Raw genomic sequence first — 20,926 nt, 5'->3', positions numbered from 1 at the left:
GTGCCGTCGGCGGGGTAACCCATGGGTAATGAGCGCCCGTCCGGCGGTACGTGGTTGGATGCGAGGAGAGGGGCCGGGGGCACGGCTCGGCCGTGGCCCCGCGGATGTCGAGCGACCGGCGGACGGGAAGCGCAAGGGACTGGCAGGCGGGAATGGTGAGGATCTTCGGCAAGGGACGGCACCGGCCCTCCGCCTCTTGGCGGCAGGCCACCGACCGCGCGTTCACGTTGATCGGCGACGGCCGGTACGAGGACGCGGGGGCGCTGCTGACCCGTGCCGCGGACCTGGAGCCGTGGCTGTCGGAGTCCTGGTTCAACCTCGCGCTGCTGCACAAGTTCCGCCACGACTGGGAGCAGGCCCGCACCGCCGGGCTGCGCGCCGTGGCCCTGCTCGACCGCGAGACCGGGGCCCCCGACTGGTGGAACGTGGGCATCGCCGCCACCGCCCTGCAGGACTGGCCGCTGGCCCGCCGCGCCTGGCAGGCGTACGGCCTGCGGGTGCCCGGCGGTGCGGCGGTCCCCGGAGAGCCCTTCGGCATGGAGCTGGGCAGCGCGGCCGTGCGGCTGTCGCCTGAGGGTGAGGCGGAGGTCGTCTGGGGGCGACGGCTGGACCCGGCCCGCATCGAGGTGCTCTCCATCCCGCTGCCGTCCTCCGGGCGCCGCTGGGGCGAGGTGGTGCTGCACGACGGCGTCCCGCACGGCGAGCGCACGACGGCCGCCGGGCACGCCTACCCCGTCTTCGACGAGATCGAGTTGTGGGCGCCCTCGCCGGTGCCCACCTGGGTCGTCCTGCTGGAGGCCGAGACCGAGGACGACCGGGACGCGCTGGAGCAGTTGGCCGCCGACGCGGGCTTCGCCGCCGAGGACTGGTCCTCGTCCGTGCGGCTGCTGTGCCGCATGTGCTCCGAGTCGCGGATGCCGTCCGACGAGGGCGACGGCGAGCACCTGGACCCGCACGACCACAGCGAGCCCGGGCATCCGGGACCGCTGGGGCACCGCACGGACGGACAGCTGTGGGTGCCCGAGCGCGAGTGCGGCATCGCGGCACCCGCCTCCCTGGTGCGCGGGCTGCTCGACGGCTGGGTCGCGGACAGCCCGGACTCCCGGGACTGGCGGGACCTCGAAGAGGTCTGCTGAGGCCCTCCTCGTCCCGGAACGCGGGGAAGACACCCGACCCCGGCCCGTAGGCTGTACGGGCAGGTTTTCCCCAGGTTTGCAGGAAGGCGTACGTCGTCATGGCGCAGCAGGACACCGATCAGCAGCACGCGGGCGTGCTCCCCGTGGACGACGAGGGCTTCGTCATCGACACCGAGGACTGCGCGGAGCGTGAGGCCGCGTGGCGCGAGCGCGGCACCTCGCGGCCGATCACGGTGGTCGGGAACCCGGTGCTGCACAAGGAGTGCAAGGACGTCACGGAGTTCGGCGAGGAGCTGGAGCGGCTGGTGGCGGACATGTTCGCCAGCCAGCGCACCGCCGAGGGCGTGGGCCTCGCCGCCAACCAGATCGGCGTCGACCTGAAGGTCTTCGTCTACGACTGCCAGGACGACGGGGGCGCCCGGCACGTCGGAGTCGTCTGCAACCCGCGGCTGGTGGAGCTGCCCGCCGACCGGCGCCGCCTGGACGACAGCAACGAGGGCTGCCTGTCCGTGCCCACCGCGTACGCGCCGCTCGCCCGGCCCGACTACGCCGAGGTGACCGGGCAGGACGAGAAGGGCAACCCCGTCAAGGTGCGCGGCACCGGGTACTTTGCCCGGTGTTTGCAGCACGAGACGGATCACCTGTACGGCTACCTCTACATCGACCGGCTGTCCAAGCGGGAGCGCAAGGACGCCCTGCGGCAAATGGCCGAGAACGAGCCGCGCTACCCCGTGGTGGCCAACGACTGATCCGGCCAAGAGCCCCCGAGCCCCGATGCCGCTGCCGACGACGCCTGGCCGGGTTCCCCCGGCCAGGCGTCGTTCATATGTGCGACGCACATTCGAGCCCTTGCACAGGCCAACTGATCCATAATCAGTCACCTAAGGGGCATTCTCGGCACAGTGGGGTAGTGCGTGGAGCAAATCCGTTCCCACAGCGGACAGTTGTGGTGCTGAATGGAAAGCGCTGAGTTACGCAACGGGCGCACGCCCGGCACGGCAGGGGGCGGAGCGCCGACTGGCGGCTGAGAGGGGTTTGTCCGTGCCAGCTATCCCGCAGTGCACTTCATCCATGACAAGAGTGGTCGCGGTTCCACCGGCGCTCTCCCTGCCGGTGATCGAGGCCGCGTTTCCCCGGCGACTGCACCCGTATTGGCCCCGTCTGCAGGAGAAGACGCGTTCCTGGCTGCTGGAAAAACGGCTCATGCCGGCGGACACGGTCGAGGAACACGCCGACGGCCTGCGCTACACCGACCTCATGGCGGGGTACTACCTCGACGCGCCCGACGACGTCCTGCAGGCGATCGCGGACTACAGCGCGTGGTTCTTCGTCTGGGACGACCGGCACGACCGCGACGTCGTCCACCGGCGGCCCGCCGCCTGGCGGAGGCTGAGGGGCCGGCTGCACGCCGCACTCGACTCCCCGCAGACCCACCTGTACCACGCGGATCCCCTGGTCGCAGGGCTCGCGGACAGCGTGATGCGGCTGTACTCGTTCCTCAGCGAGAAGTGGAACGACCGATTCGCCCGGCACTTCCACGCGGTGATCGAGGCATACGACCGCGAGTTCCGCAACCGCACCTCGGGCGTCGTCCCGACCGTCGACGCCTATCTCGAACTCCGGCGGCTCACCTTCGCGCACTGGATATGGACCGACCTGCTCGAACCGAGCGCGGGACACGAACTGCCCGATGCCGTACGGAAACATCCCGCATACCGGCGGGCGGCGCTGCTGAGCCAGGAATTCGCCGCCTGGTACAACGACCTGTGTTCGCTTCCCAAGGAAATCGCGGGCAAGGAGGTCCACAATCTCGGGATAAGTCTCATCCACCATCGGGGACTGACACCCGAACAGGCCGCCGAGGAAGTGCGGCGAAGGATCGAGGAATGCATATCCGATTTCCTTGTGGCGGAGAAGGAGGCGCTGCGGTTCGCGAGCACGCTCGCCGACGGCACCGTGCAGGGAAGCGAATTGAGCGCCGCCGTGAAGAGGATCGTCGGGAATATGCGCAACTGGTTCAGCACCGTGTACTGGTTCCACCACGAGTCAGGCCGGTACATGGTCGACCACTGGGACGACCGCTCGACACCCCCGTACGTCGACAACCAAGCGGCAGGTGAGAAATGACCCGGAACTCCTCCCCCGGCCTCCCGGCTCCCTCCGGCGAGAAGACGTCCCCGCGACCCGGCACGTCGGTGCAGGGGCGGGTCCCGCCCCTCGCGGCCGGCGGCGTCCCCGGGCTCGGACACGGCTGGAAACTGGCCCGCGACCCGCTTGGCTTCCTGTCCCGGCTGCGCGACGACGGCGACGTCGTACGGCTGAGGTTCGGCCCGAAGACGGTGTACGCGGTCACCACCCCGGCCCTCACCGGGGCCCTCGCACTGAACCCCGACTTCCACATCGGCGGCCCGCTGTGGGAGTCCCTGGAGGGCCTGCTCGGCAGGCAGGGGGTGGCCACCAGCAACGGCCCGCTGCACCAGCGCCAGCGGCGGGCCATCCAACCCGCCTTCCGGCAGGACGCCATTCCCGGCTACGGGCCGGTCATGGCGGAGGAGGCGCACGCCCTGGTGGAGCGCTGGCGCTCCGGCCGGCCCTTCGACGTCACGGCGGAGGCGTTCCGGGTGGCCGTGCGTGTCGTCGCGCGGTGCCTGATGGGCGGCACGTACATGGACGCGCGGGCGGACCGGATCTGCGCCGCCCTCGCCACCCTCTTCAGCGGCATGTACCAGCGGATGGTCGTGCCGCTCGGGCCGCTGTACCGACTGCCGATCCCGGCCAATCGCGAATTCAACAGGGCTCTGGCCGATTTGCATCTCCTGGTCGACGAGATCGTCGCCGCGCGCCGGGCATCCGGTCAAAAGCCGAACGATTTGCTGATGGCTTTGCTGGAGGCGAAGGACGGGAATGGCGAGCCCATTGGGGAGCAGGAGATCCACGACCAGGTCGTCGCCATAGTCACGGCCGGCAGCGAAACAGTCGGCTCCACGGTCATGTCGCTCCTCCAGGTCCTCACCGAGCACCCCGAACAGGCGGACAAGATCCACGACGAGGTGAAAACCGTCGTGGGCGACCGGCCGGTCGCATTCGAGGACATCCCGAAGCTGACGCACACGGCGAATGTCATCGTCGAGACAATGCGTTTGCGTCCGGCCGTATGGATACTGACGCGGCGGTCGGTCGCCGACACGGAACTCGGCGAGTACCGCATTCCGGCCGGGTCGGACGTCGTGTACAGCCCCTATGCGATCCAGCGGGATCCGCGGTCGTACGCGCGCCACGCGCAGTTCGACCCCGACCGCTGGCTCCCGGAGCGGGCCAAGGACGTGCCCAAGTACGCGATGACCCCCTTCGGGGTGGGCAACCGGAAGTGCCCGGGGGACCACTTCTCGATGGCCGAACTCACGCTCGTCACGGCGGCGATGGCGTCGGCGTACCGCTTCGAGCAGGCGCCCGGCTCCGACGACAGGCTGCGCATCGGGATCACGCTCCGCCCCCGCCGACTGCTGCTGAAGGCCCTGCCCCGGTGACCGCGGGCCGCACGTTCAGGCGGCCCGCGGGCCCCTGAACGTGCGCCGGTAGGCGTTCGGCGTCGTGCCCAGGGCGCGGACGAACTGATGGCGCAGCGCCGCCGCCGTGCCGAAGCCGGCACGGTCGGCGATCGCGTCCATCGTCTCGTCCGTGCGTTCCAGCAACTCCTGGGCCAGCAGCACCCGTTGGCGCAGGATCCAGCGGTACGGGGTGGTGCCGGTCTCCTGCTGGAAGCGGCGGGCGAAGGTGCGCGGCGACATATGGGCGCGGGCGGCGAGCCGCTCGACCGTCACCTCCTCGTCGAGGTGCCGCTCCATCCACACCAGCACCTCCGCGACCGTGTCGCCCTGCGACCGCGGCAGCGGCCTCTCGATGTACTGGGCCTGGCCGCCGTCGCGGTGCGGCGGCACCACCATGCGCCGGGCGATCCTGTTGGCGACGTCCGGCCCCTGCTCCTTGCGCACGATGTGCAGGCAGGCGTCGATGCCGGCCGCGGTGCCCGCGGAGGTGATCACCGGATCCTCGTCGACGTACAGCACGTCCGGCTCGACGACGGCCCGCGGGAAGCGCCGCGCCAGCGTGTCCGCGTGGCGCCAGTGCACCGCGCAGCGCCGCCCGTCCAGCAGCCCGGCGGCTCCCAGCACGAACACGCCGGAACAGACGCTGAGCACCCGGGCCCCGCGCCCGGCGGCCCGGCGCAGCGCGTCCAGCAGCTCCGGTGGATAAGCCCGCGCCACATAGCCCTCCCCGGCCGGCACGGCGATCAGGTCGGCCTCCTCCAGCCGTTCGAGGCCGTGCGCCGTGGACAGGGTGAACCCGCAGTTGGCGGCGAGCGAGGGCCCCTCGGCCGAGGCTACCGCGAAGTCGTACACGGGCAGTCCCTCGTCGCTGCGGTCGATGCCGAACACCTCGCAGACGACGCCGAGTTCGAAGGGGTGCACGCCGTCGAGCAGGACGGCCGCCACGTTCTTCAGCATGGGACCAGTGTGCCGTGGAAGTGGCAGTAATTCGAGGGTGTACGACAGTCCTGCCACTCACGGTAAGGAGTCTACGGCGGGACAGTGGTGTCCATGGATGCGACACACGTGGAAGCGCTCACCGGAATGCTCACCGTCCTCGGGATCCTCGTCCTCCTCGTCCTCCCCTCACTGATCGGCATCGCGCACGAGCGCCGCGTGGACCGCCGGATCAGGCAGGCCGAGGAGGCACGCGAGAAGGCAGGGGATCAGAAGTCCTCGTCGAGGTCGACGGTGCCCTCCACCGCGACCTGGTACGCCGACGGGCGCCGCTCGAAGAAGTTGGTCAGTTCCTGAACACCCTGGAGCTCCATGAAGGAGAAGGGGTTCTCGGAGCCGTACACCGGGGCGAAGCCGAGGCGCGTGAGGCGCTGATCGGCGACGCACTCCAGATACTGCCGCATCGAGTCGGTGTTCATGCCCGGGAGGCCGTCACCGCACAGGTCGTGCGCGAACTGCAGCTCGGCCTCGACGGCCTCGCTCAGCATGTCGGTGACCTGCCGGCCCAGCGCGTCGTCGAAGAGGTCCGGCTCCTCCTTGCGCACGGTGTCGACCACGTCGAAGGCGAAGCTCATGTGCATCGTCTCGTCGCGGAACACCCAGTTGGTGCCCGTGGCCAGACCGTGCAGCAGGCCCCGGCTGCGGAACCAGTAGACGTACGCGAAGGCCCCGTAGAAGAACAGGCCCTCGATGCAGGCGGCGAAGCAGATGAGGTTGAGGAGGAAGCGACGGCGGTCGGCCGCCGTCTCCAGCCGGCCCATCGTCTCCACCGAGTCCATCCAGCGGAAGCAGAACCGTGCCTTCTCGCGGATCGACGGGATGTGCTCGATCGCCGAGAAGGCGGCGGCCCGCTCCCGCGGATCGGGGAGATAGGTGTCCAGCAGCGTCAGATAGAACTGGACGTGCACGGCCTCCTCGAACAGCTGGCGGGACAGGTACAGCCGCGCCTCGGGGGAGTTGATGTGCTTGTACAGGGTCAGCACGAGGTTGTTGGCCACGATCGAGTCGCCCGTCGCGAAGAACGCGACGAGCCGGCCGATCAGGTGCTGCTCCCCCGGGGTGAGCCTGGCGAGGTCGGCGACGTCCGAGTGGAGGTCGACCTCCTCCACGGTCCAGGTGTTCTTGACGGCGTCCCGGTAGCGCTCGTAGAAGTCGGGATAGCGCATGGGGCGCAGGGTCAGTTCGAAGCCCGGGTCGAGCAGGTGCGCACTCTTCTTCGGCGGGTGGACGGACATCACTGGCAGGCCTCGCAGGACTCGGGGTTCTCAAGGGAGCAGGCGACCGCTTCGAGGTCCGGGGCGGCCTGCTGCACGGGGACGGCCGCCCGGGCGGCGCGGGCGATGCGGGTCGCCGGGCGTGAGCGCAGGTAGTAGGTCGTCTTCAGCCCCCGCTTCCAGGCGTACGCGTACATCGAGGAGAGCTTGCCGATGGTCGGCGTCTCCAGGAACAGGTTCAGGGACTGGGCCTGGTCCAGGAACGGGGTGCGGGCGGCGGCCATGTCGATCAGGGCGCGCTGCGGGATCTCCCACGCCGTGCGGTACAGCGTCCGCACGTCCTCGGGGATCCGGGCGACGTCCTGCACCGAGCCGTTCGCCTCGCGCAGCGCCTCCCGGGTGCGGGCGTCCCAGAGGCCCAGCCCCTTCAGGTCGTCGACCAGGTAGGAGTTGACCTGGAGGAACTCCCCGGACAGCGTCTCGCGCTTGAACAGGTTGGAGACCTGCGGCTCGATGCACTCGTACACGCCCGCGATGGACGCGATGGTGGCGGTCGGCGCGACGGCGAGCAGCAGCGCGTTGCGCAGGCCGATGGCCGCGATCCGTGCCCGCAGCGCCGCCCAGCGCTCCGGCCAGGCCGCTTCGACGTCGTAGTGGTCGGGGTGCAGTACGCCCTGGGCGGTACGGGTCTTCTCCCAGGCGGGCAGGGGGCCGTTCCGCTCGGCGAGGTCGGCGGAGGTCTCGTACGCGGTGAGCATGATGCGCTCGGCGATACGGGTGGACAGCGCCTTCGCCCCGGGTGAGTCGAAGGGCAGGCGCAGCCGGAAGAACACGTCCTGCAGCCCCATGACGCCCAGGCCCACCGGGCGCCAGGCGGCGTTGGAACGGGCCGCCTGCGCGGTCGGGTAGTAGTTGATGTCGATGACGCGGTCGAGGAAGGTGACGGCGGTACGGACGGTGGCGTCCAGCCGCTCCCAGTCGAGGTCGCCGCTCGCCGTGTCGACGAACGCGCCGAGATTGACCGACCCCAGGTTGCAGACCGCCGTCTCCCCGTCGTGCGTGACCTCCAGGATCTCGGTGCACAGGTTGGAGGAGTGGATGACGTGGCCCGGCCGTGCCGTCTGGTTGCCGGTGCGGTTGGCGGCGTCCTTGAAGGTCATCCAGCCGTTGCCGGTCTGGGCGAGGGCGCGCATCATGCGGCCGTACAGGTCGCGGGCCGGGAGGGTCCTGCGGGCCAGCCCGGCGGCCTCCGCCGCGCGGTACGCGGCGTCGAACTCCCCGCCCCACAGGTCGACCAGCTCCGGCACGTCGGACGGCGAGAACAGCGACCACCGCTCGTCGGCCTCGACCCGGCGCATGAACTCGTCCGGGACCCAGTGCGCGAGGTTGAGGTTGTGGGTGCGGCGGGCGTCCTCGCCTGTGTTGTCGCGCAGTTCGAGGAACTCCTCGATGTCGGCGTGCCAGGTCTCCAGGTAGACGGCGGCGGCGCCCTTGCGCCGGCCGCCCTGGTTCACCGCGGCGACCGAGGCGTCGAGGGTCTTCAGGAACGGGACGATGCCGCCCGAGTGCCCGTTGGTGCCACGGATGAGGGATCCGCGGGAGCGGATGCGGGAGTACGACAGCCCGATGCCGCCGGCGTGCTTGGAGAGGCGGGCGACCTGGTGGTAGCGCTCGTAGAGGGAGTCCAGTTGGTCCCTCGGGGAGTCGAGGAGGTAGCAGGACGACATCTGGGGGTGCCGGGTGCCGGAGTTGAAGAGCGTGGGGGAGGAGGGGAGGTAGTCGAGGCGGCTCATGAGCCGGTAGAGCGCGGCCACCTCGTCCATGGACCGGGAGCCGGTCTCCGGACCGGGCACGGTGTCCTCGGCGAGGCCGCAGGCGACGCGCAGCATGAAGAACTGCGGTGTCTCGACGGCCTTGCGGGTGATCGGGTGCCGCAGGAGGTAGCGGCTGTGCAGGGTGCGCAGGCCGAAGTAGCCGAACCGGTCGTCGGCCGAGGGGTCCACGAGCGCGTCGAGCCGGTCGGCGTGCCGACGCACGAACGCGGCGGTGCGGTCGGCGATGAGCCCTTCGCGGTGTCCGACGGCGATGGACCCGGTGAACGAGGTGACGCCCTGTGAGGCGGCCTCGGCGCGGATGCCGGTCGTCAGCAGCCGGGCGGCCAGCCTCGAGTAGGCGGGGTCCTCGGAGATGAGGCCGGCGGCCGCCTCCGTGGCCAGTTCGCGCAGCTCCGCCTCGTCCGCGTGCGCCGACCGGCCGCGCAGCGCGGCGGCGGCGACCCGGCCGGGGTCGGCGTCCGGGAGGTCGGCGGTCAGCTCGGTCAGGGTCCGCAGCAGCGCGGCACCGGGACCGTCGGTCCCCTCGGCCACCGCCGGTGTCGTGGGCGAAGTCGCTGAAGCCGGGTCGGCTGGCGCGATCGTCACGTAGGGCACTCCCTCGCTCGGCACGGGGCCCGGGGAGGGCGGGGCGGCTCACGAGCGCACGCGGCGTCGCGTCCACCGGCCCATTCCACGAGGCCCGGACGTCGGGCGCCGGGCCGGACGGCCGGGCGCGCTGTCGGCAGGTCCTCGGACTGACGCTCGTGACGCGCACGCGGGAGCGAACACGCACAAGTGCACCGTTGCGGGACAGTTCCGGATTCGCACCGGATTCCCCTGCGGCGACAGCGAGCACGAGCATACATCTTGTGTCGGCTTTCGCTGCCACCCCAAGATGTTGTGTGTCTTGGTGGCTTCGGGGTGTGTCAGAGGCGCAACTCATAGGTGAGGAGGGTGATGTCGTCGAGCTGCGGGAGCGGGTTCCAGTCGCGCTCGGGAGTGCGGACGAACCCCAGGCGCTCGTAGATGCGGTGCGCGGTGAGCATGGTGCGCTGGGTGGACAGCACCATCCGTGCGCAGCCGTCCGTGGCGCGGGCCCGGTCGAGGCAGGCGCGCACGAGGGCCTCGCCGATCCCCCGGCCGCGGGCCGTGCGGGCGACGGCGAGCATCCGTATCTCGGCCTCGTCGGGCCGGGCGATGTCGGCCATGGGGCCGCCGTGCGGCACGAACGTCACCCCGCCGAGCACGCTCCCCGGAGCGGAGGGGGCGTCCGCGCGCTCGACCGCCACCAGCACCTCGGCCGCCGCGGCCCGCCCGGCCACGTCCCTCAGCTCGTCGAGGTACGCGTCGCTCTCCCCGAAGTCCAGGAGGCCGTCCTGGAGGTAGGCCTGTGCGGTGATCTGCCCGAGCGCCTCGTAGTCGCCGGGTTCCGCCCGTCGGATCACGATGTCCATGGGGTCGAGTGTGCGGCACGGGTATGACAACGGGCCGCCGGATCACCTCCGGCGGCCCGTCCTCGACTGCGGCTCAGTGCGCGGTCTCCGCCGTGGCCGGCGGCAGTTCCACCTCCACCCCGGGGTCGCCCGCGTCCGCCGTGTAGTCGCCCGGCTGGGTCTCGTCGACGCCCTCCGGAGCCTTGACCGCCTTCAGGACCAGAGTCAGCCCCACGGTGACGGCGACGTTCAGGACGAACGCCGTCAGGCCGATGTAGCCCATCTCGCCGATGCCGGGGATCTCCTTCGCCGATCCGCCGAAGTGCTTCTGGGTCGGTGAGGCGACGCCGTACGCCGCCATCGTGCCGTACACCATGCCGACCGCCCAGCCCGCCAGCAGCGCCCAGCGGTGGAACCAGCGGGTGAACAGGCCGCCGACCAGGGCCGGGAAGGTCTGCAGGATCCAGATCCCGCCGAGGAGCTGGAAGTTGATGGCCACCGTCTTGTCCATCGTCAGGACGAAGACCAGGGCGCCCACCTTCACCAGCAGCGACACCGTCTTGGAGACCCTGGTCTCCTGATGGGGCGTGGCGTCCGGCTTGATGAAGTCCCTGTAGATGTTGCGGGTGAACAGGTTCGCCGCCGCGATCGACATGATCGCCGCCGGGACGAGCGCCCCGATGCCGATCGCCGCGAACGCCACGCCCGCGAACCAGTCCGGGAACATGTCCTCGAACAGCTGCGGGATCGCCAGCTGGCCGTTCTTCACCTTGACACCGGCCGCGATCGCCATGAAGCCGAGCAGCGCGAGCAGACCCAGCATCAGTGAGTACAGCGGCAGGATCGTGGTGTTGCGGCGGATCACCTCACGGCTGCGCGAGGACAGCGTCGCGGTGATCGAGTGGGGGTACATGAACAGCGCGAGCGCCGAGCCCAGTGCGAGGGTCACGTACGTCCACTGGCCCGCCTCCGGCGTCACCAGCGCCCCGCGTGGCTTGCCCGTCGCCGGGTTCGTCTGCGCGAACGCCTGGCCGGCCTTGGCGAAGACGTCGTCGAAGCCGCCCAGCTTGATCGGGATGTAGATGATCGCCACCGCGATGACGATGTAGATCAGCGCGTCCTTGACGAACGCGATCAGGGCGGGCGCCCGCAGGCCCGAGGAGTACGTGTACGCCGCCAGCACGCCGAAGGCGATCAGCAGCGGCAGGTCCTTCACGAACCAGTTGGTGCTCTCGCCGCCGCCCACGCCCATCACGTCCAGCACGGCCTGGATGCCGACCAGTTGGAGCGCGATGTACGGCATCGTCGCCAGGATGCCGGTGACCGCCACCGCCAGCGACAGACCCTTCGAGCCGAAGCGTCCGCGTACGAAGTCCGACGTCGTCACGTAGCCGTGCCGGTGCGACACCGACCACAGGCGGGGCAGGAACATGAAGATCAGCGGGTAGACCAGGATCGTGTACGGCACCGCGAAGAAGCCCATCGCGCCCGCCGCGTAGATCGCCGCCGGCACGGCCACGAAGGTGTACGCCGTGTAGAGGTCGCCGCCGAGCAGGAACCACGTGATCCAGGTGCCGAACGACCGTCCGCCCAGGCCCCATTCGTCGAGGCTGTGCTCGTTGTCGGCCTTGCGCCAGCGTGCCGCCAGGAAGCCCACGACGGTCACGGCCAGGAAGAAGAAGATGAAGACGCCGAGCGCCACGCCGTTCACTCCGTCCTTCATTCCGCCGCACCCCCCTTCTCGGAGGCGTGGGCGCGCTGGTCACGCTGCCACAGCTTGTACGCGGTCATCGTCAGCGCCGTGGAGATCACGACCCACAGCATCTGGTACCAGTAGAAGAAGGGGATGCCGATGAAGGCCGGGTCCGTCTTGGCGTAGGAACCGACCCACAGCATCGCGACGAATGGTGCTAGGAGGCAGAGGGCGATGACGACGCGCACAGGCGTCACCATCGCCGCTCTTCCTGCGTTGGGCTCATTTGACATATGGCGGCTCCGTCCCCTCACTGATCACCGGTGGTAACGCGCAGGCAATGTAGGTGACGGTGTCTGGTATGCGGAAGACCTCTCCGCATATCGGTTTCCAACAGCAACAGGAACCCCCCCAGGGTATAGACCTCTTGGTGGTCCGTACGCACCCGCCCGAGTGCGCTGCGTGACGAAAAAGGGGGTCCGGGGAACGTTCTCGGCGGACGCCGTTCTCGGCGGACGCCGGGCCGTCCTCCCGTCCGTGCGGCGACGGAAGGACCGTAGAGCAGCTTCGGGGGCGGCGCCATACCGCCCGCAGCGTCGATCTACTCGGTGGGCCGCTTCAGCCTCGCCACGAACTTGTAGCGGTCCCCGCGGTAGACGGACCGCACCCACTCCACCGGCTGCCCCGTCCTGTCCAGTGAGTGCCGGGAGAGCATCAGCATCGGCAGACCCACGTCCGTGCCTAGGAGGCCGGCCTCGCGCGGGGTGGCCAGCGACGTCTCGATGGTCTCCTCGGCCTCGGCGAGATGGACGTCGTAGACCTCGGCGAGCGCCGTGTAGAGCGAGGTGTACTTGGCCAACGACCGCCGCAGTGCCGGGAAGCGCTTCGCGGACAGGTGCGTCGTCTCGATGGCCATCGGCTCACCGCTCGCCAGACGCAGCCGCTCGATGCGCAGCACCCGGCCGCCGGCCGAGATGTCGAGCAGCCCGGCGAGCGTGTCGTCGGCGGTGATGTAGCCGATGTCCAGCAGTTGCGAGGTCGGCTCCAGGCCCTGCGCCCGCATGTCCTCGGTGTACGAGGTGAGTTGCAGTGCCTGTGAGACCTTCGGCTTCGCGACGAACGTGCCCTTGCCCTGGATGCGCTCCAGGCGGCCCTCGACGACCAGTTCCTGGAGAGCCTGGCGCACCGTGGTCCGTGAGGTGTCGAACTCGGCGGCCAGCGTGCGCTCGGGGGGCACCGGCGTACCGGGCGGCAGCGTCTCCGTCATCTCGAGCAGATGCTTCTTCAGACGGTAGTACTTAGGCACGCGCGCGGTGCGGACGGTCGCCCCGCCCTCGCTCTCCGCACTGCTGACGTCGGTGCTCATGCTCTGCCTTCCCGGCTCCGGATGCCGAAGCGACCGACAGGCCCGTCGGTCACGGCTCACATCGTGGCACGGCTTCGCGGGGGCGGACGCCCCCGCATGCCTCGTGATCCCCGTTACACGGCCGGGGATCCCCCTCTGTATACCGTCGGCACCTCGAATGGTCTAGTCCATCGCTGTCGTGTGGTCCGGTCGAGCTCGCTTCGGCGTGCCGCTTTCGGATCAATGGGCGAGTTGGGGCATTTGACCGTGTCATGCTGTGGCCTCGCTTGATCACGGTCGTGTCAGCAGCTGCCCGACGGCACGGGACCCGCCGGGCCGTCGCGGCGGCGGTCCTGGGTGCGGTGCTCTTGCGCGGGCGGTGCCACTTCGGCCCGCCCTGGCCTGTGACCGCTGCCTCCACGGGTCCGGGCGATCGACGAGAGCGTCCGCCGTGTGAGCCGCGGTTGCCGTGGGGCCGAGCTGCGCGACACCGCGCGGCCGGCCCGAGGGGGTGGCTCTCGCGGGCTCGCCGTCTCCGTCGCGACCGCCGACGCCGCAACGGACGCCTGGAGCGCTTCGCACACCCTTGACACGCCCATTGGTCTGGGCCAAGCTCCCCGTACTGGTCTACACCACTGGACCAGGTCCCGGCCCCACGTGCCGTACTCGTCGTCAGGCGCCGCGGGGACAAGGGGGGTTTGTGGCATCCCTGAGGAGGGTGGCGTGAAGGGCAAGCTGACAGCCGCGATCGGTATCGCGGGCATGATGGTCTCCATCGCGGCGTGCGGGGGCGGTGACGGCAAGTCCGGGGGCGCGGACAAGGGAGCCGACGCCAAGGAGCTCACCGTCTGGCTGACGGTCGACGCGCAGAACAACTGGCCGGCCCTGGTGAAGGCCGCCGACGACGCCGTGGTGAAGAAGCACCCCGGCCTCGAGATCAAGCACGAGTACTACGGCTGGCCGGACAAGAACACCAAGCTCGACGCGGTGCTCGCCACCGACAAGGCCCCCGACGTGGTCGAGATGGGCAACACCGAGATGCTCGGGTACATGGTCAAGGGCGCCTTCGCCCCCGTCGACCCGGCCGTGTTCGACAACTCCGCCCAGTGGCTGGACGGCCTCAAGGCCTCGGTGACCTACGACGGCAAGACCTACGGCGTCCCGTACTACGCCGGCGGCCGCGTCGCCAACTGGCGCAAGGACATCGCCGCCTCGGCCGGCGTGAAGGCGCCCCCGAAGACGTACAAGGAGCTGACGGCCGCACTGGACAGGATCCAGAAGCGCGAGGGCCGCACGTTCAACGCCTGGTACCAGCCGACGCGCGACTGGTACGCGGCCATGTCCTTCGTCTACGACGCGGGCGGCTCCATCGCCGAGGAGGAGGGCGGCCGGTGGAGGGCCGACCTCTCCTCGCCCGAGTCCCTCAAGGGCCTCACCGAGTTCAAGACGATCGTCGACACGTACATGCACGGCGACAAGACCAAGGACGAGTCCGACCGCTACATCGTCTACGGCCAGGGCAAGTCCGCCATGATCTTCGGTGCCGCCTGGGAGGGTGCGACGGCAGCCGACCCGAAGAACGACAAGACCGGCAAGCTGAAGAACAACCTCGAGAACTTCGTGATGCCCGGCCCGTCCGGCAAGAACATCCCGGTCTTCCTGGGCGGCTCCGACCTCGCGATCCCCGTGAAGTCGAAGGCGCAGGCCCTGGCCGCCGAGTGGATCAACGCCTTCACCGGCTCCGAGGGGCAGAAGGGCCTGATGGCCAAGGGCAACCTGCCCAACAACAAGGCCGGCCTCGCCACGCTGAAGAACGACCCGGCGACGGCGGTCCCGGCCACCGCGGCCGAGTCCAACTGGTTCGTCCCGATGGCGCCGGGCTGGGGCCAGGTCGAGAAGGCGCAGATCCTGCAGACCATGCTGCAGGCCATCGGCACCGGCAAGAAGTCGGTCGAGGCCGCCGCGAAGGACGCGGACGCCGCCATCGACAAGGTCATCAACACCAAGTGACGGCAGTGCGGGGCCCGTCGACCCGGGGGGTGTTCGGGCCGGGCCCTGCGCCCCGTACGACCGTGCGGCGGTTGCCCACCGGCGCCGGGGCGCGCGGGGTCTCGCCTGCGTACGACCGTGCGGGGTTTCACCCTCGTACGGCCCGAGGGACCGCTGAGGAGCGCGCGATGAGTGCCGCAGACACGACCACCCCTGCCAAGCTGCCGCCGCCGCGGCCGGCGCCGCCCCCGGACGTCGTCGTCGGGCCGCGCGGACAGCGGACATCGGGCGGGACCGCCCTCCCCTGGGCGCTGCTCGCGCCCTGTCTGCTGGTCCTCGCCCTGGTGATGGGCTATCCGCTGATACGCCTGGTCACGCTGGCCTTCCAGAAGTTCGGCCAGTCGCAGCTGTGGGGCTTCCAGCCCCCCGAGTCCGTCGGCCTCGCCAACTTCACCGGCGTCCTCGGCGACGGCGAGTTCTGGGCGGTCGTCGTGCGCACGATCGTCTTCGCGGCCGGCTCGGTGATCTTCACCATGGTCGCCGGCATGCTGATCGCGCTGCTGCTCCAGCGGGTCTCCGGCTGGGTGAAGACGCTCGTCAACATCGTGCTCGTGGCCAGCTGGGGCATGCCGGTCATCGTCGCGACCACGGTCTTCAAGTGGCTCTTCGACTCCGACTACGGCGTCTTCAACGCGCTGCTCAGCAAGCTGCCCGGGGTCGACATGGTCGGCCACAACTGGTTCGCCGACGGCCCCCAGGGGCTTGCCGTGATCATGCTGCTCGTGGTGTGGGGCGCCGTCCCCTTCGTGGCGATCACGCTCGGCGCGGGCCTGACCCAGGTCCCGAGGGAACTGGAGGAGGCGGCACGGCTCGACGGCGCCGGCTCCTGGGGCGTCTTCCGCCATGTCACCCTCCCGGTCCTCAAGCCGATCGTCGTGATGCTCACGACCCTCTCCGTCATCTGGGACATGGGCGTCTTCCCGCAGGTCTTCGTGATGCGCGGCGGCCACCCCGAGGCCGAGTTCCAGTTGCTCACCACCTACTCGTACGACAGGGCGTTCGTCGTCAACGACTACGGGCAGGGTTCCGCGATCGCGCTGCTCACCGTGCTGCTGCTGCTCGGCGTCGTCGCCGTCTACATGCGTCAGATGCTGAAGATCGGAGAGGTGGAATGAGCGCGACGGCGCTTTCCGGGCGCACCGCGGCCCGCCGCCGGGGGATGTCCCGGCTCGGCTGGAACCTCCTCGGCCTGCTGGTCTTCGTCACCGCCGGCTTCCCCGTCTACTGGATGGCCGACACCGCCTTCAAGCCGGCGAAGGACGCCATCGACCCGGACCCGAGCCTGCTGCCGACCGGGGTCACGCTCGCCAACTTCCGCCGGGCGCTGACGATCGCGGACTTCTGGGGACCGGTCGGCCGCAGCCTGATCGTGTCGCTGTCGGTCGTCGTGATCGGCATCGTGGTCGGCATGCTGGCCGCGCTCGCCATCTCCCGCTTCGCCTTCCGCGGCCGGAAGATCGTGATCGTGGGCATCCTGGCGGTCCAGATGATCCCGCTCGTCGCGATGATCATCCCGGTCTTCCTGCTCCTCAACGACCTCGGTCAGTACGACAGGCTGTCCGGTCTGATCATCACCTACCTGACCTTCATCCTCCCGTTCACGGTGTGGACCCTGCGCGGCTTCATCGTCAACATCCCGCGCGAACTGGAGGAGGCGGCGATGGTGGACGGCTGCTCGCGCACCGGCGCCTTCCTGCGCGTGGTCCTCCCGCTGCTCGCCCCCGGCCTGGTCGCCACGTCGGTCTACGGCTTCATCCAGGCGTGGAACGAGTACCTGTACGCCCTGATGCTGATGAGCCAGCAGAACCAGACCGCGACCGTCTGGCTGGGCAACTTCACCACCAAGCACGGCACCGAGTACGCCCCGATGATGGCCGGTGCCACGATGATGGCGGTGCCGATCGTCGTCCTCTTCCTCCTCGTCCAGCGCAAGATGGCCGCGGGCCTCACCGCGGGCGCCGTGAAGGGATAACGCCACCCGATGACGACATTCGCCAGCGGTACCGAGACCCTCACGCGAGACGCGCTGACGGTCCTCCAGCCCGGCTTCACCGGCACCACCGCCCCCGACTGGCTGCTGCGCCGCCTCGGCGAGGGGCTGGCGTCCGTGGGCCTGTTCGGCCGGAACATCGCCTCGCGCGAACAACTCGCCGCCCTGACGGCGCAGCTGCGTGCCGAGCGCGACGACGTGCTCGTCGCGATCGACGAGGAGGGAGGCGACGTCACCCGCCTGGAGGTCAGGACGGGCTCCTCCTTCCCCGGCAACCACGCGCTGGGCGCGGTGGACGACGTGGAGCTGACCCGTCGGGTGGCGCACGAACTCGGCCGCCGCCTCGCGGAGTGCGGGGTGAACCTGAACTGGGCTCCCTCGGCCGACGTGAACTCCAATCCCGCTAACCCGGTGATCGGCGTACGGTCCTTCGGCGCCGACACCGCGCTGGTGGCCCGGCACACCGCCGCGTACGTCACCGGTTTGCAGTCCGCCGGCGTCGCCGCCTGCACCAAGCACTTCCCGGGGCACGGCGACACCGCCGTGGACTCGCACCACGCGCTGCCGCGGATCGACGCGGAGACGCCGGTGCTCAAGGAGCGCGAACTGGCGCCGTTCCGCGCGGCGATCGCCGCCGGCACGCGCGCGGTGATGAGCGCGCACATCCTGGTGCCGGCCCTGGACCCGGACCGCCCCGCGACGCTGTCCCGGCGGATCCTGACCGAGCTGCTGCGCGGCGAACTCGGCTATGACGGCCTGATCGTCACCGACGGCATGGAGATGCGGGCGATCGCCGGGACCTACGGCATCGAACGCGGCAGCGTGCTCGCCGTCGCGGCCGGCGCGGACGCCATCTGCGTGGGCGGCGGCCTCGCGGACGACGAGACGGTACGGCGGCTGCGGGACGCCCTGGTCTCGGCCGTGCGTTCCGGAGAACTGGCCGAGGAGCGGCTCGCCGACGCGGCGGAACGCGTGCGGGCGCTGGCGCGGTGGACGGCGGCCCAGCCGGGGGAGGCCGCACCGCCACCGGCCGCCGGAGGCGACGTCGGCCTGCTCGCGGCCCGGCGCGCACTGACGGTCACGGGCGCGGAGGGCTTCGTCCCGCTCACCGAGCCGCCGTACGTCGCCGCCCTCACCCCCGTCGCGAACATCGCGGTGGGCGACGAGACCCCCTGGGGCGTCGCCGCGGAGCTGCTCCGCCTGCTGCCCGGCACGCAGACCGGCGGCTTCGCGGGCCGGGATGCGGGGCGGGCCGCGCTGTCCGCCGCGGGCGGGCGGCGGATCGTGGCGGTGGTCCGGGACGAGCACCGCCATGCCTGGATGGCCGCGGCCCTCGACACGCTCCTCGCGGAACGCCCCGACACGATCGTGGTCGAGATGGGCGTCCCCCAGGCCGCCCCTCGCGGCGCCCTGCACATCGCCACGCACGGCGCGGCGCGGGTGTGCGGCCGTGCGGCGGCCGAGGTCCTCACGGGCGCGCAGCCGCGCCGCGAGGACCCCGCGACGCCGGGGTGATCCGGACGACGGGGCCTGGACGGGGCCTGGACGTGGCCCGGACGGGCCTGGACGGGGCCTGGACGTGGCCCGGACGGGCCTGGACGGGGCCTGGACGTGGCCCGGACGGGCCTGGATGTGGCCTGGACGGGGCCTGGATGTGGCCTAGATGCCCTGCCAGTCGGGCTTGTGGGCGTAGGTGTGCCGGAAGTAGTCGGCGAGCTTCAGCTTGGCCGCGGCGGCCTCGTCCACCACGACCGTGGCGTGCGGGTGCAGTTGCAGCGCGGAGGCCGGGCACACCGCGGCGACGGGGCCCTCGACGGTCGCGGCGACCGCGTCCGCCTTGCCCTCGCCCGTCGTGAGGAGCACGAGGTGCCGGGCCTCCAGGATGGTTCCGATGCCCTGCGTGATCACGTGGTGGGGCACCTGGCCGATGTCGCCGCCGAAGAAGCGCGCGTTGTCGATCCGGGTCTGCTCGGTCAGCGTCTTGATCCGCGTCCGCGAGGCGAGCGAGGAGCACGGCTCGTTGAACCCGATGTGGCCGTCGGTCCCGATCCCGAGCAGCTGGAGGTCCACTCCGCCGGCCGCGGCCAGCGCCTTGTCGTACGCCTCGCAGGCACCCTGCACGTCCCGCGCCGTGCCGTCGGGGCCCAGGAACGCGTCCATGCCGATGCCGAGCGGCTCCAGCACTTGGCGCCTGAGCACCGAACGGTACGACTCCGGATGGTCGGCCGGCAGCCCCACGTACTCGTCGAGCTGCGCGATCCGCGCCCGGGAGGTGTCCACGGCACCGGAGCGCACCCTGGCCGCCAGCGCCTGGTACACGGGCAGCGGGGTCGAGCCGGTGGCCACCCCGAGCAGGGCGTCGGGCCTGCGCCGGAGCAGGAGCGCCATGGCCTCGGCTATGAGCTCGCCACCCGCCGTGGCGTCCGGAACGATGACAACTTCCACGCTGGGCCTGCCGATCTGATGAGGGGCTCGCCGGGAAACCACACGGGACATGTGGTATAGACCAATCTAGCAGAGGTGGCCCCCGCCGCAGTACCCCGGCCGGGCGACTCGCCCCCGTCCTCCGGCGATCGATGCAGGAAAAGCGCGCAGTGCGGGAAGGGGTGCTTTCTCTAGCAGCCGCTATAAAATCCACCCCATGGTGAACCGCCAGGCGAAGGAGGCGCGGCCGCGGGGCCGGCCCCGCTCCTTCGACCGTGCGACCGCGCTGGAAAAGGCCGTTCTCGCGTTCTGGGAGCACGGTTACGAAGCCACGTCCGTCTCCGACCTCACCCGGGCGATGGGCATCGGCGCTCCCAGCCTCTACGCGGCCTTCGGCGACAAGCGGTCGCTGTTCGAGGAGGCCGTCGGCGTCTACGGCGACCGGTACGGCTCCTTCGGCGACCGCGCCCTCGCCGAGGAGCCCACGGCGCGTGCCGCGGTCGAGCGCATGCTCCGCGAGGCCGCCGACCTCTACACGGCCCCCGGTCACCCGCACGGCTGCCTGGTCGCCCACGCCGCGATCAACTGCACGACGCCCGAGGTCGGGGAGTCCCTGCGCGCCCGGCGCAACGCCACGATCGCGGCCGTCGAGAGCCGTGTCAGAGCCGGGATCGCCGCGGGCGAACTGCCGGGGGGCACCGACGCCGGCGCACTCGCCCGGTGCGTCGGCGCGCTCCTCCAGGGGATGTCCCAGCAGGCGCGCGACGGCGCGAGCCGGGAGGAACTGGAGGCACTCGCCGCCACCGCGATGGCATTCTGGCCACGCGCCGGAGCCGAAGCGGGCTACGCTTCTTCGGGCGGGCCGTCCGTGGCATCCGGTAAAGAGCGGACAACGAACCCCCGTCCACACGTGGACACACGCGGCCGGAGGCAGGAACATGGTCCACGAGATGTGGTCTAGTCCATCACGCTGGAGGGGACGAGTCGCATCGAGCTGACCGTCCGCCCCGCGCCGTCGAGGAGGACACGACATAGGAGCCTCCGCCTTCCCCGCACAGGAGGGCGGACCGAGGAACCGGTGCTCTCTGCCCTGACTGCCCCGGCTCCTCGACCTTCGGCCGATCGGGACCGCACACCCCACGGCCGTTGCTGCTCCGGGCTGCGGTGCCGGGAGGGTTGAGGGTCCCTCCCAGGCGCCGCGGCCCGCGGGTGTTCTCGGGCCCGGTGCGAGGCGCCGGGCGAAGCCCCCGAGGTCCCGCGCGACGGCCCCGCTCCGGCTGATTT

The 20,926-nt window shown here is 70.6% G+C and carries 17 protein-coding genes, 1 pseudogene and 1 riboswitch; of the genes and pseudogenes, 10 read left to right on the top strand and 8 right to left on the bottom strand.

The genetic code is table 11. From position 1 onward, the window contains the following. Positions 1 to 155 precede the first annotated feature (155 nt). The 4 genes from ACFYMU_RS05970 to ACFYMU_RS05955 all read left to right on the top strand — a co-directional run bounded on the left by ACFYMU_RS05970 (position 156) and on the right by ACFYMU_RS05955 (position 4,663). Entirely contained in the window at positions 156 to 1,136 is a 981-nt protein-coding gene (locus ACFYMU_RS05970) for a tetratricopeptide repeat protein (protein ID WP_388369146.1), read from the top strand. A 98-nt stretch (positions 1,137 to 1,234) separates the two neighbouring features. Then, positions 1,235 to 1,885, top strand: coding sequence for a peptide deformylase (gene def, locus ACFYMU_RS05965; RefSeq protein WP_388368443.1), 651 nt, complete (start codon positions 1,235 to 1,237; stop codon positions 1,883 to 1,885). Positions 1,886 to 2,207: 322 nt separating this feature from the next. Further along, positions 2,208 to 3,263, top strand: coding sequence for an epi-isozizaene synthase (gene cyc1, locus ACFYMU_RS05960; protein WP_388368440.1), 1,056 nt, complete (start codon positions 2,208 to 2,210; stop codon positions 3,261 to 3,263). Next, on the top strand, positions 3,260 to 4,663 hold the full coding sequence (locus ACFYMU_RS05955) for a cytochrome P450 (RefSeq protein ID WP_388368437.1): 1,404 nt from the start codon (positions 3,260 to 3,262) through the stop codon (positions 4,661 to 4,663). The genes cyc1 and ACFYMU_RS05955 overlap by 4 nt, the downstream gene beginning before the upstream one ends. A gap of 15 nt (positions 4,664 to 4,678) precedes the next feature. Here ACFYMU_RS05955 and ACFYMU_RS05950 read toward each other — a convergent pair whose 3' ends face one another. After that, positions 4,679 to 5,641 (bottom strand): GlxA family transcriptional regulator, encoded by a 963-nt coding sequence (locus tag ACFYMU_RS05950; RefSeq protein ID WP_388368434.1) that lies wholly within the window; start codon positions 5,639 to 5,641, stop codon positions 4,679 to 4,681. Positions 5,642 to 5,734: 93 nt separating this feature from the next. Here ACFYMU_RS05950 and ACFYMU_RS05945 point away from each other — a divergent pair, with 93 nt between their 5' ends. Further along, entirely contained in the window at positions 5,735 to 5,977 is a 243-nt protein-coding gene (locus tag ACFYMU_RS05945; protein ID WP_388368431.1) for a hypothetical protein, read from the top strand. Here the strand turns inward: ACFYMU_RS05945 and ACFYMU_RS05940 are convergent. The 6 genes from ACFYMU_RS05940 to ACFYMU_RS05915 all read right to left on the bottom strand — a co-directional run bounded on the left by ACFYMU_RS05940 (position 5,890) and on the right by ACFYMU_RS05915 (position 13,200). After that, positions 5,890 to 6,915 (bottom strand): ribonucleotide-diphosphate reductase subunit beta, encoded by a 1,026-nt coding sequence (locus ACFYMU_RS05940; protein WP_388368428.1) that lies wholly within the window; start codon positions 6,913 to 6,915, stop codon positions 5,890 to 5,892. The genes ACFYMU_RS05945 and ACFYMU_RS05940 overlap by 88 nt on opposite strands. Beyond that, a complete protein-coding gene (locus ACFYMU_RS05935) occupies positions 6,915 to 9,314 on the bottom strand; it encodes a ribonucleoside-diphosphate reductase subunit alpha (RefSeq protein WP_388368425.1) in 2,400 nt (799 codons plus the stop codon). The genes ACFYMU_RS05940 and ACFYMU_RS05935 overlap by 1 nt, the downstream gene beginning before the upstream one ends. Positions 9,315 to 9,431: 117 nt before the next feature. Further along, positions 9,432 to 9,587, bottom strand: a riboswitch (cobalamin riboswitch). 47 nt (positions 9,588 to 9,634) lie between these two features. Then, on the bottom strand, positions 9,635 to 10,162 hold the full coding sequence (locus ACFYMU_RS05930; RefSeq protein WP_388368422.1) for a GNAT family N-acetyltransferase: 528 nt from the start codon (positions 10,160 to 10,162) through the stop codon (positions 9,635 to 9,637). Positions 10,163 to 10,235: 73 nt separating this feature from the next. Then, positions 10,236 to 11,864, bottom strand: a complete 1,629-nt coding sequence (gene mctP / locus ACFYMU_RS05925; protein WP_388368419.1) for a monocarboxylate uptake permease MctP — start codon at positions 11,862 to 11,864, stop codon at positions 10,236 to 10,238. Continuing rightward, the gene (locus tag ACFYMU_RS05920; protein WP_388368416.1) at positions 11,861 to 12,094 is read right to left on the bottom strand and encodes a DUF3311 domain-containing protein; all 234 of its coding nucleotides are present in this window, start codon (positions 12,092 to 12,094) and stop codon (positions 11,861 to 11,863) included. Before ACFYMU_RS05920 ends, mctP begins: the two co-directional genes overlap by 4 nt. A 341-nt stretch (positions 12,095 to 12,435) precedes the next feature. Next, positions 12,436 to 13,200: a GntR family transcriptional regulator gene (locus tag ACFYMU_RS05915; protein WP_388368413.1), complete on the bottom strand. Its 765-nt coding sequence runs from the start codon at positions 13,198 to 13,200 to the stop codon at positions 12,436 to 12,438. Between the two features lie 702 nt (positions 13,201 to 13,902). On the opposite strand from ACFYMU_RS05915, the gene ACFYMU_RS05910 reads away from it, so the two are divergent. The 4 genes from ACFYMU_RS05910 (at position 13,903) to ACFYMU_RS05895 (ending at position 18,733) form a co-directional block, all read left to right on the top strand. Then, entirely contained in the window at positions 13,903 to 15,189 is a 1,287-nt protein-coding gene (locus ACFYMU_RS05910) for an extracellular solute-binding protein (RefSeq protein ID WP_388368410.1), read from the top strand. Positions 15,190 to 15,356: 167 nt separating this feature from the next. Then, complete coding sequence (locus ACFYMU_RS05905) at positions 15,357 to 16,343, top strand: carbohydrate ABC transporter permease (RefSeq protein WP_388368407.1); 987 nt, start codon at positions 15,357 to 15,359, stop codon at positions 16,341 to 16,343. Further along, positions 16,340 to 17,200, top strand: coding sequence for a carbohydrate ABC transporter permease (locus tag ACFYMU_RS05900; RefSeq protein ID WP_388368404.1), 861 nt, complete (start codon positions 16,340 to 16,342; stop codon positions 17,198 to 17,200). Before ACFYMU_RS05905 ends, ACFYMU_RS05900 begins: the two co-directional genes overlap by 4 nt. Positions 17,201 to 17,209: 9 nt before the next feature. Then, a complete protein-coding gene (locus ACFYMU_RS05895) occupies positions 17,210 to 18,733 on the top strand; it encodes a glycoside hydrolase family 3 protein (protein ID WP_388368401.1) in 1,524 nt (507 codons plus the stop codon). Between the two features lie 144 nt (positions 18,734 to 18,877). Here ACFYMU_RS05895 and nagB read toward each other — a convergent pair whose 3' ends face one another. Continuing rightward, on the bottom strand, positions 18,878 to 19,663 hold the full coding sequence (gene nagB, locus ACFYMU_RS05890) for a glucosamine-6-phosphate deaminase (protein WP_388368398.1): 786 nt from the start codon (positions 19,661 to 19,663) through the stop codon (positions 18,878 to 18,880). A 196-nt stretch (positions 19,664 to 19,859) separates the two neighbouring features. Between nagB and ACFYMU_RS05885 the strand changes: the two are divergent. Then, positions 19,860 to 20,468: pseudogene (locus tag ACFYMU_RS05885) on the top strand (TetR/AcrR family transcriptional regulator); the annotation flags it as partial. Positions 20,469 to 20,926 lie beyond the last annotated feature (458 nt).

It is taken from the genome of Streptomyces sp. NPDC007264 (genome assembly GCF_042869095.1).
Taxonomy (GTDB): domain Bacteria; phylum Actinomycetota; class Actinomycetes; order Streptomycetales; family Streptomycetaceae; genus Streptomyces.
Note: the sequence above shows the minus strand (reverse complement) of the source record. Positions and strands in the feature narration are given on the sequence as shown.

Bases quoted from the DNA above. Each gene is read 5' to 3' on its own strand.
- def (WP_388368443.1), top strand. From the start codon at position 1,235: ATGGCGCAGCAGGACACCGATCAGCAGCACGCGGGCGTGCTCCCCGTG.
- cyc1 (WP_388368440.1), top strand. From the start codon at position 2,208: ATGACAAGAGTGGTCGCGGTTCCACCGGCGCTCTCCCTGCCGGTGATC.
- ACFYMU_RS05955 (WP_388368437.1), top strand. From the start codon at position 3,260: ATGACCCGGAACTCCTCCCCCGGCCTCCCGGCTCCCTCCGGCGAGAAG.
- ACFYMU_RS05950 (WP_388368434.1), bottom strand. From the start codon at position 5,641: ATGCTGAAGAACGTGGCGGCCGTCCTGCTCGACGGCGTGCACCCCTTC.
- ACFYMU_RS05945 (WP_388368431.1), top strand. From the start codon at position 5,735: ATGGATGCGACACACGTGGAAGCGCTCACCGGAATGCTCACCGTCCTC.
- ACFYMU_RS05940 (WP_388368428.1), bottom strand. From the start codon at position 6,915: ATGTCCGTCCACCCGCCGAAGAAGAGTGCGCACCTGCTCGACCCGGGC.
- ACFYMU_RS05930 (WP_388368422.1), bottom strand. From the start codon at position 10,162: ATGGACATCGTGATCCGACGGGCGGAACCCGGCGACTACGAGGCGCTC.
- mctP (WP_388368419.1), bottom strand. From the start codon at position 11,864: ATGAAGGACGGAGTGAACGGCGTGGCGCTCGGCGTCTTCATCTTCTTC.
- ACFYMU_RS05920 (WP_388368416.1), bottom strand. From the start codon at position 12,094: ATGGTGACGCCTGTGCGCGTCGTCATCGCCCTCTGCCTCCTAGCACCA.
- ACFYMU_RS05915 (WP_388368413.1), bottom strand. From the start codon at position 13,200: ATGAGCACCGACGTCAGCAGTGCGGAGAGCGAGGGCGGGGCGACCGTC.
- ACFYMU_RS05905 (WP_388368407.1), top strand. From the start codon at position 15,357: ATGAGTGCCGCAGACACGACCACCCCTGCCAAGCTGCCGCCGCCGCGG.
- ACFYMU_RS05900 (WP_388368404.1), top strand. From the start codon at position 16,340: ATGAGCGCGACGGCGCTTTCCGGGCGCACCGCGGCCCGCCGCCGGGGG.
- ACFYMU_RS05895 (WP_388368401.1), top strand. From the start codon at position 17,210: ATGACGACATTCGCCAGCGGTACCGAGACCCTCACGCGAGACGCGCTG.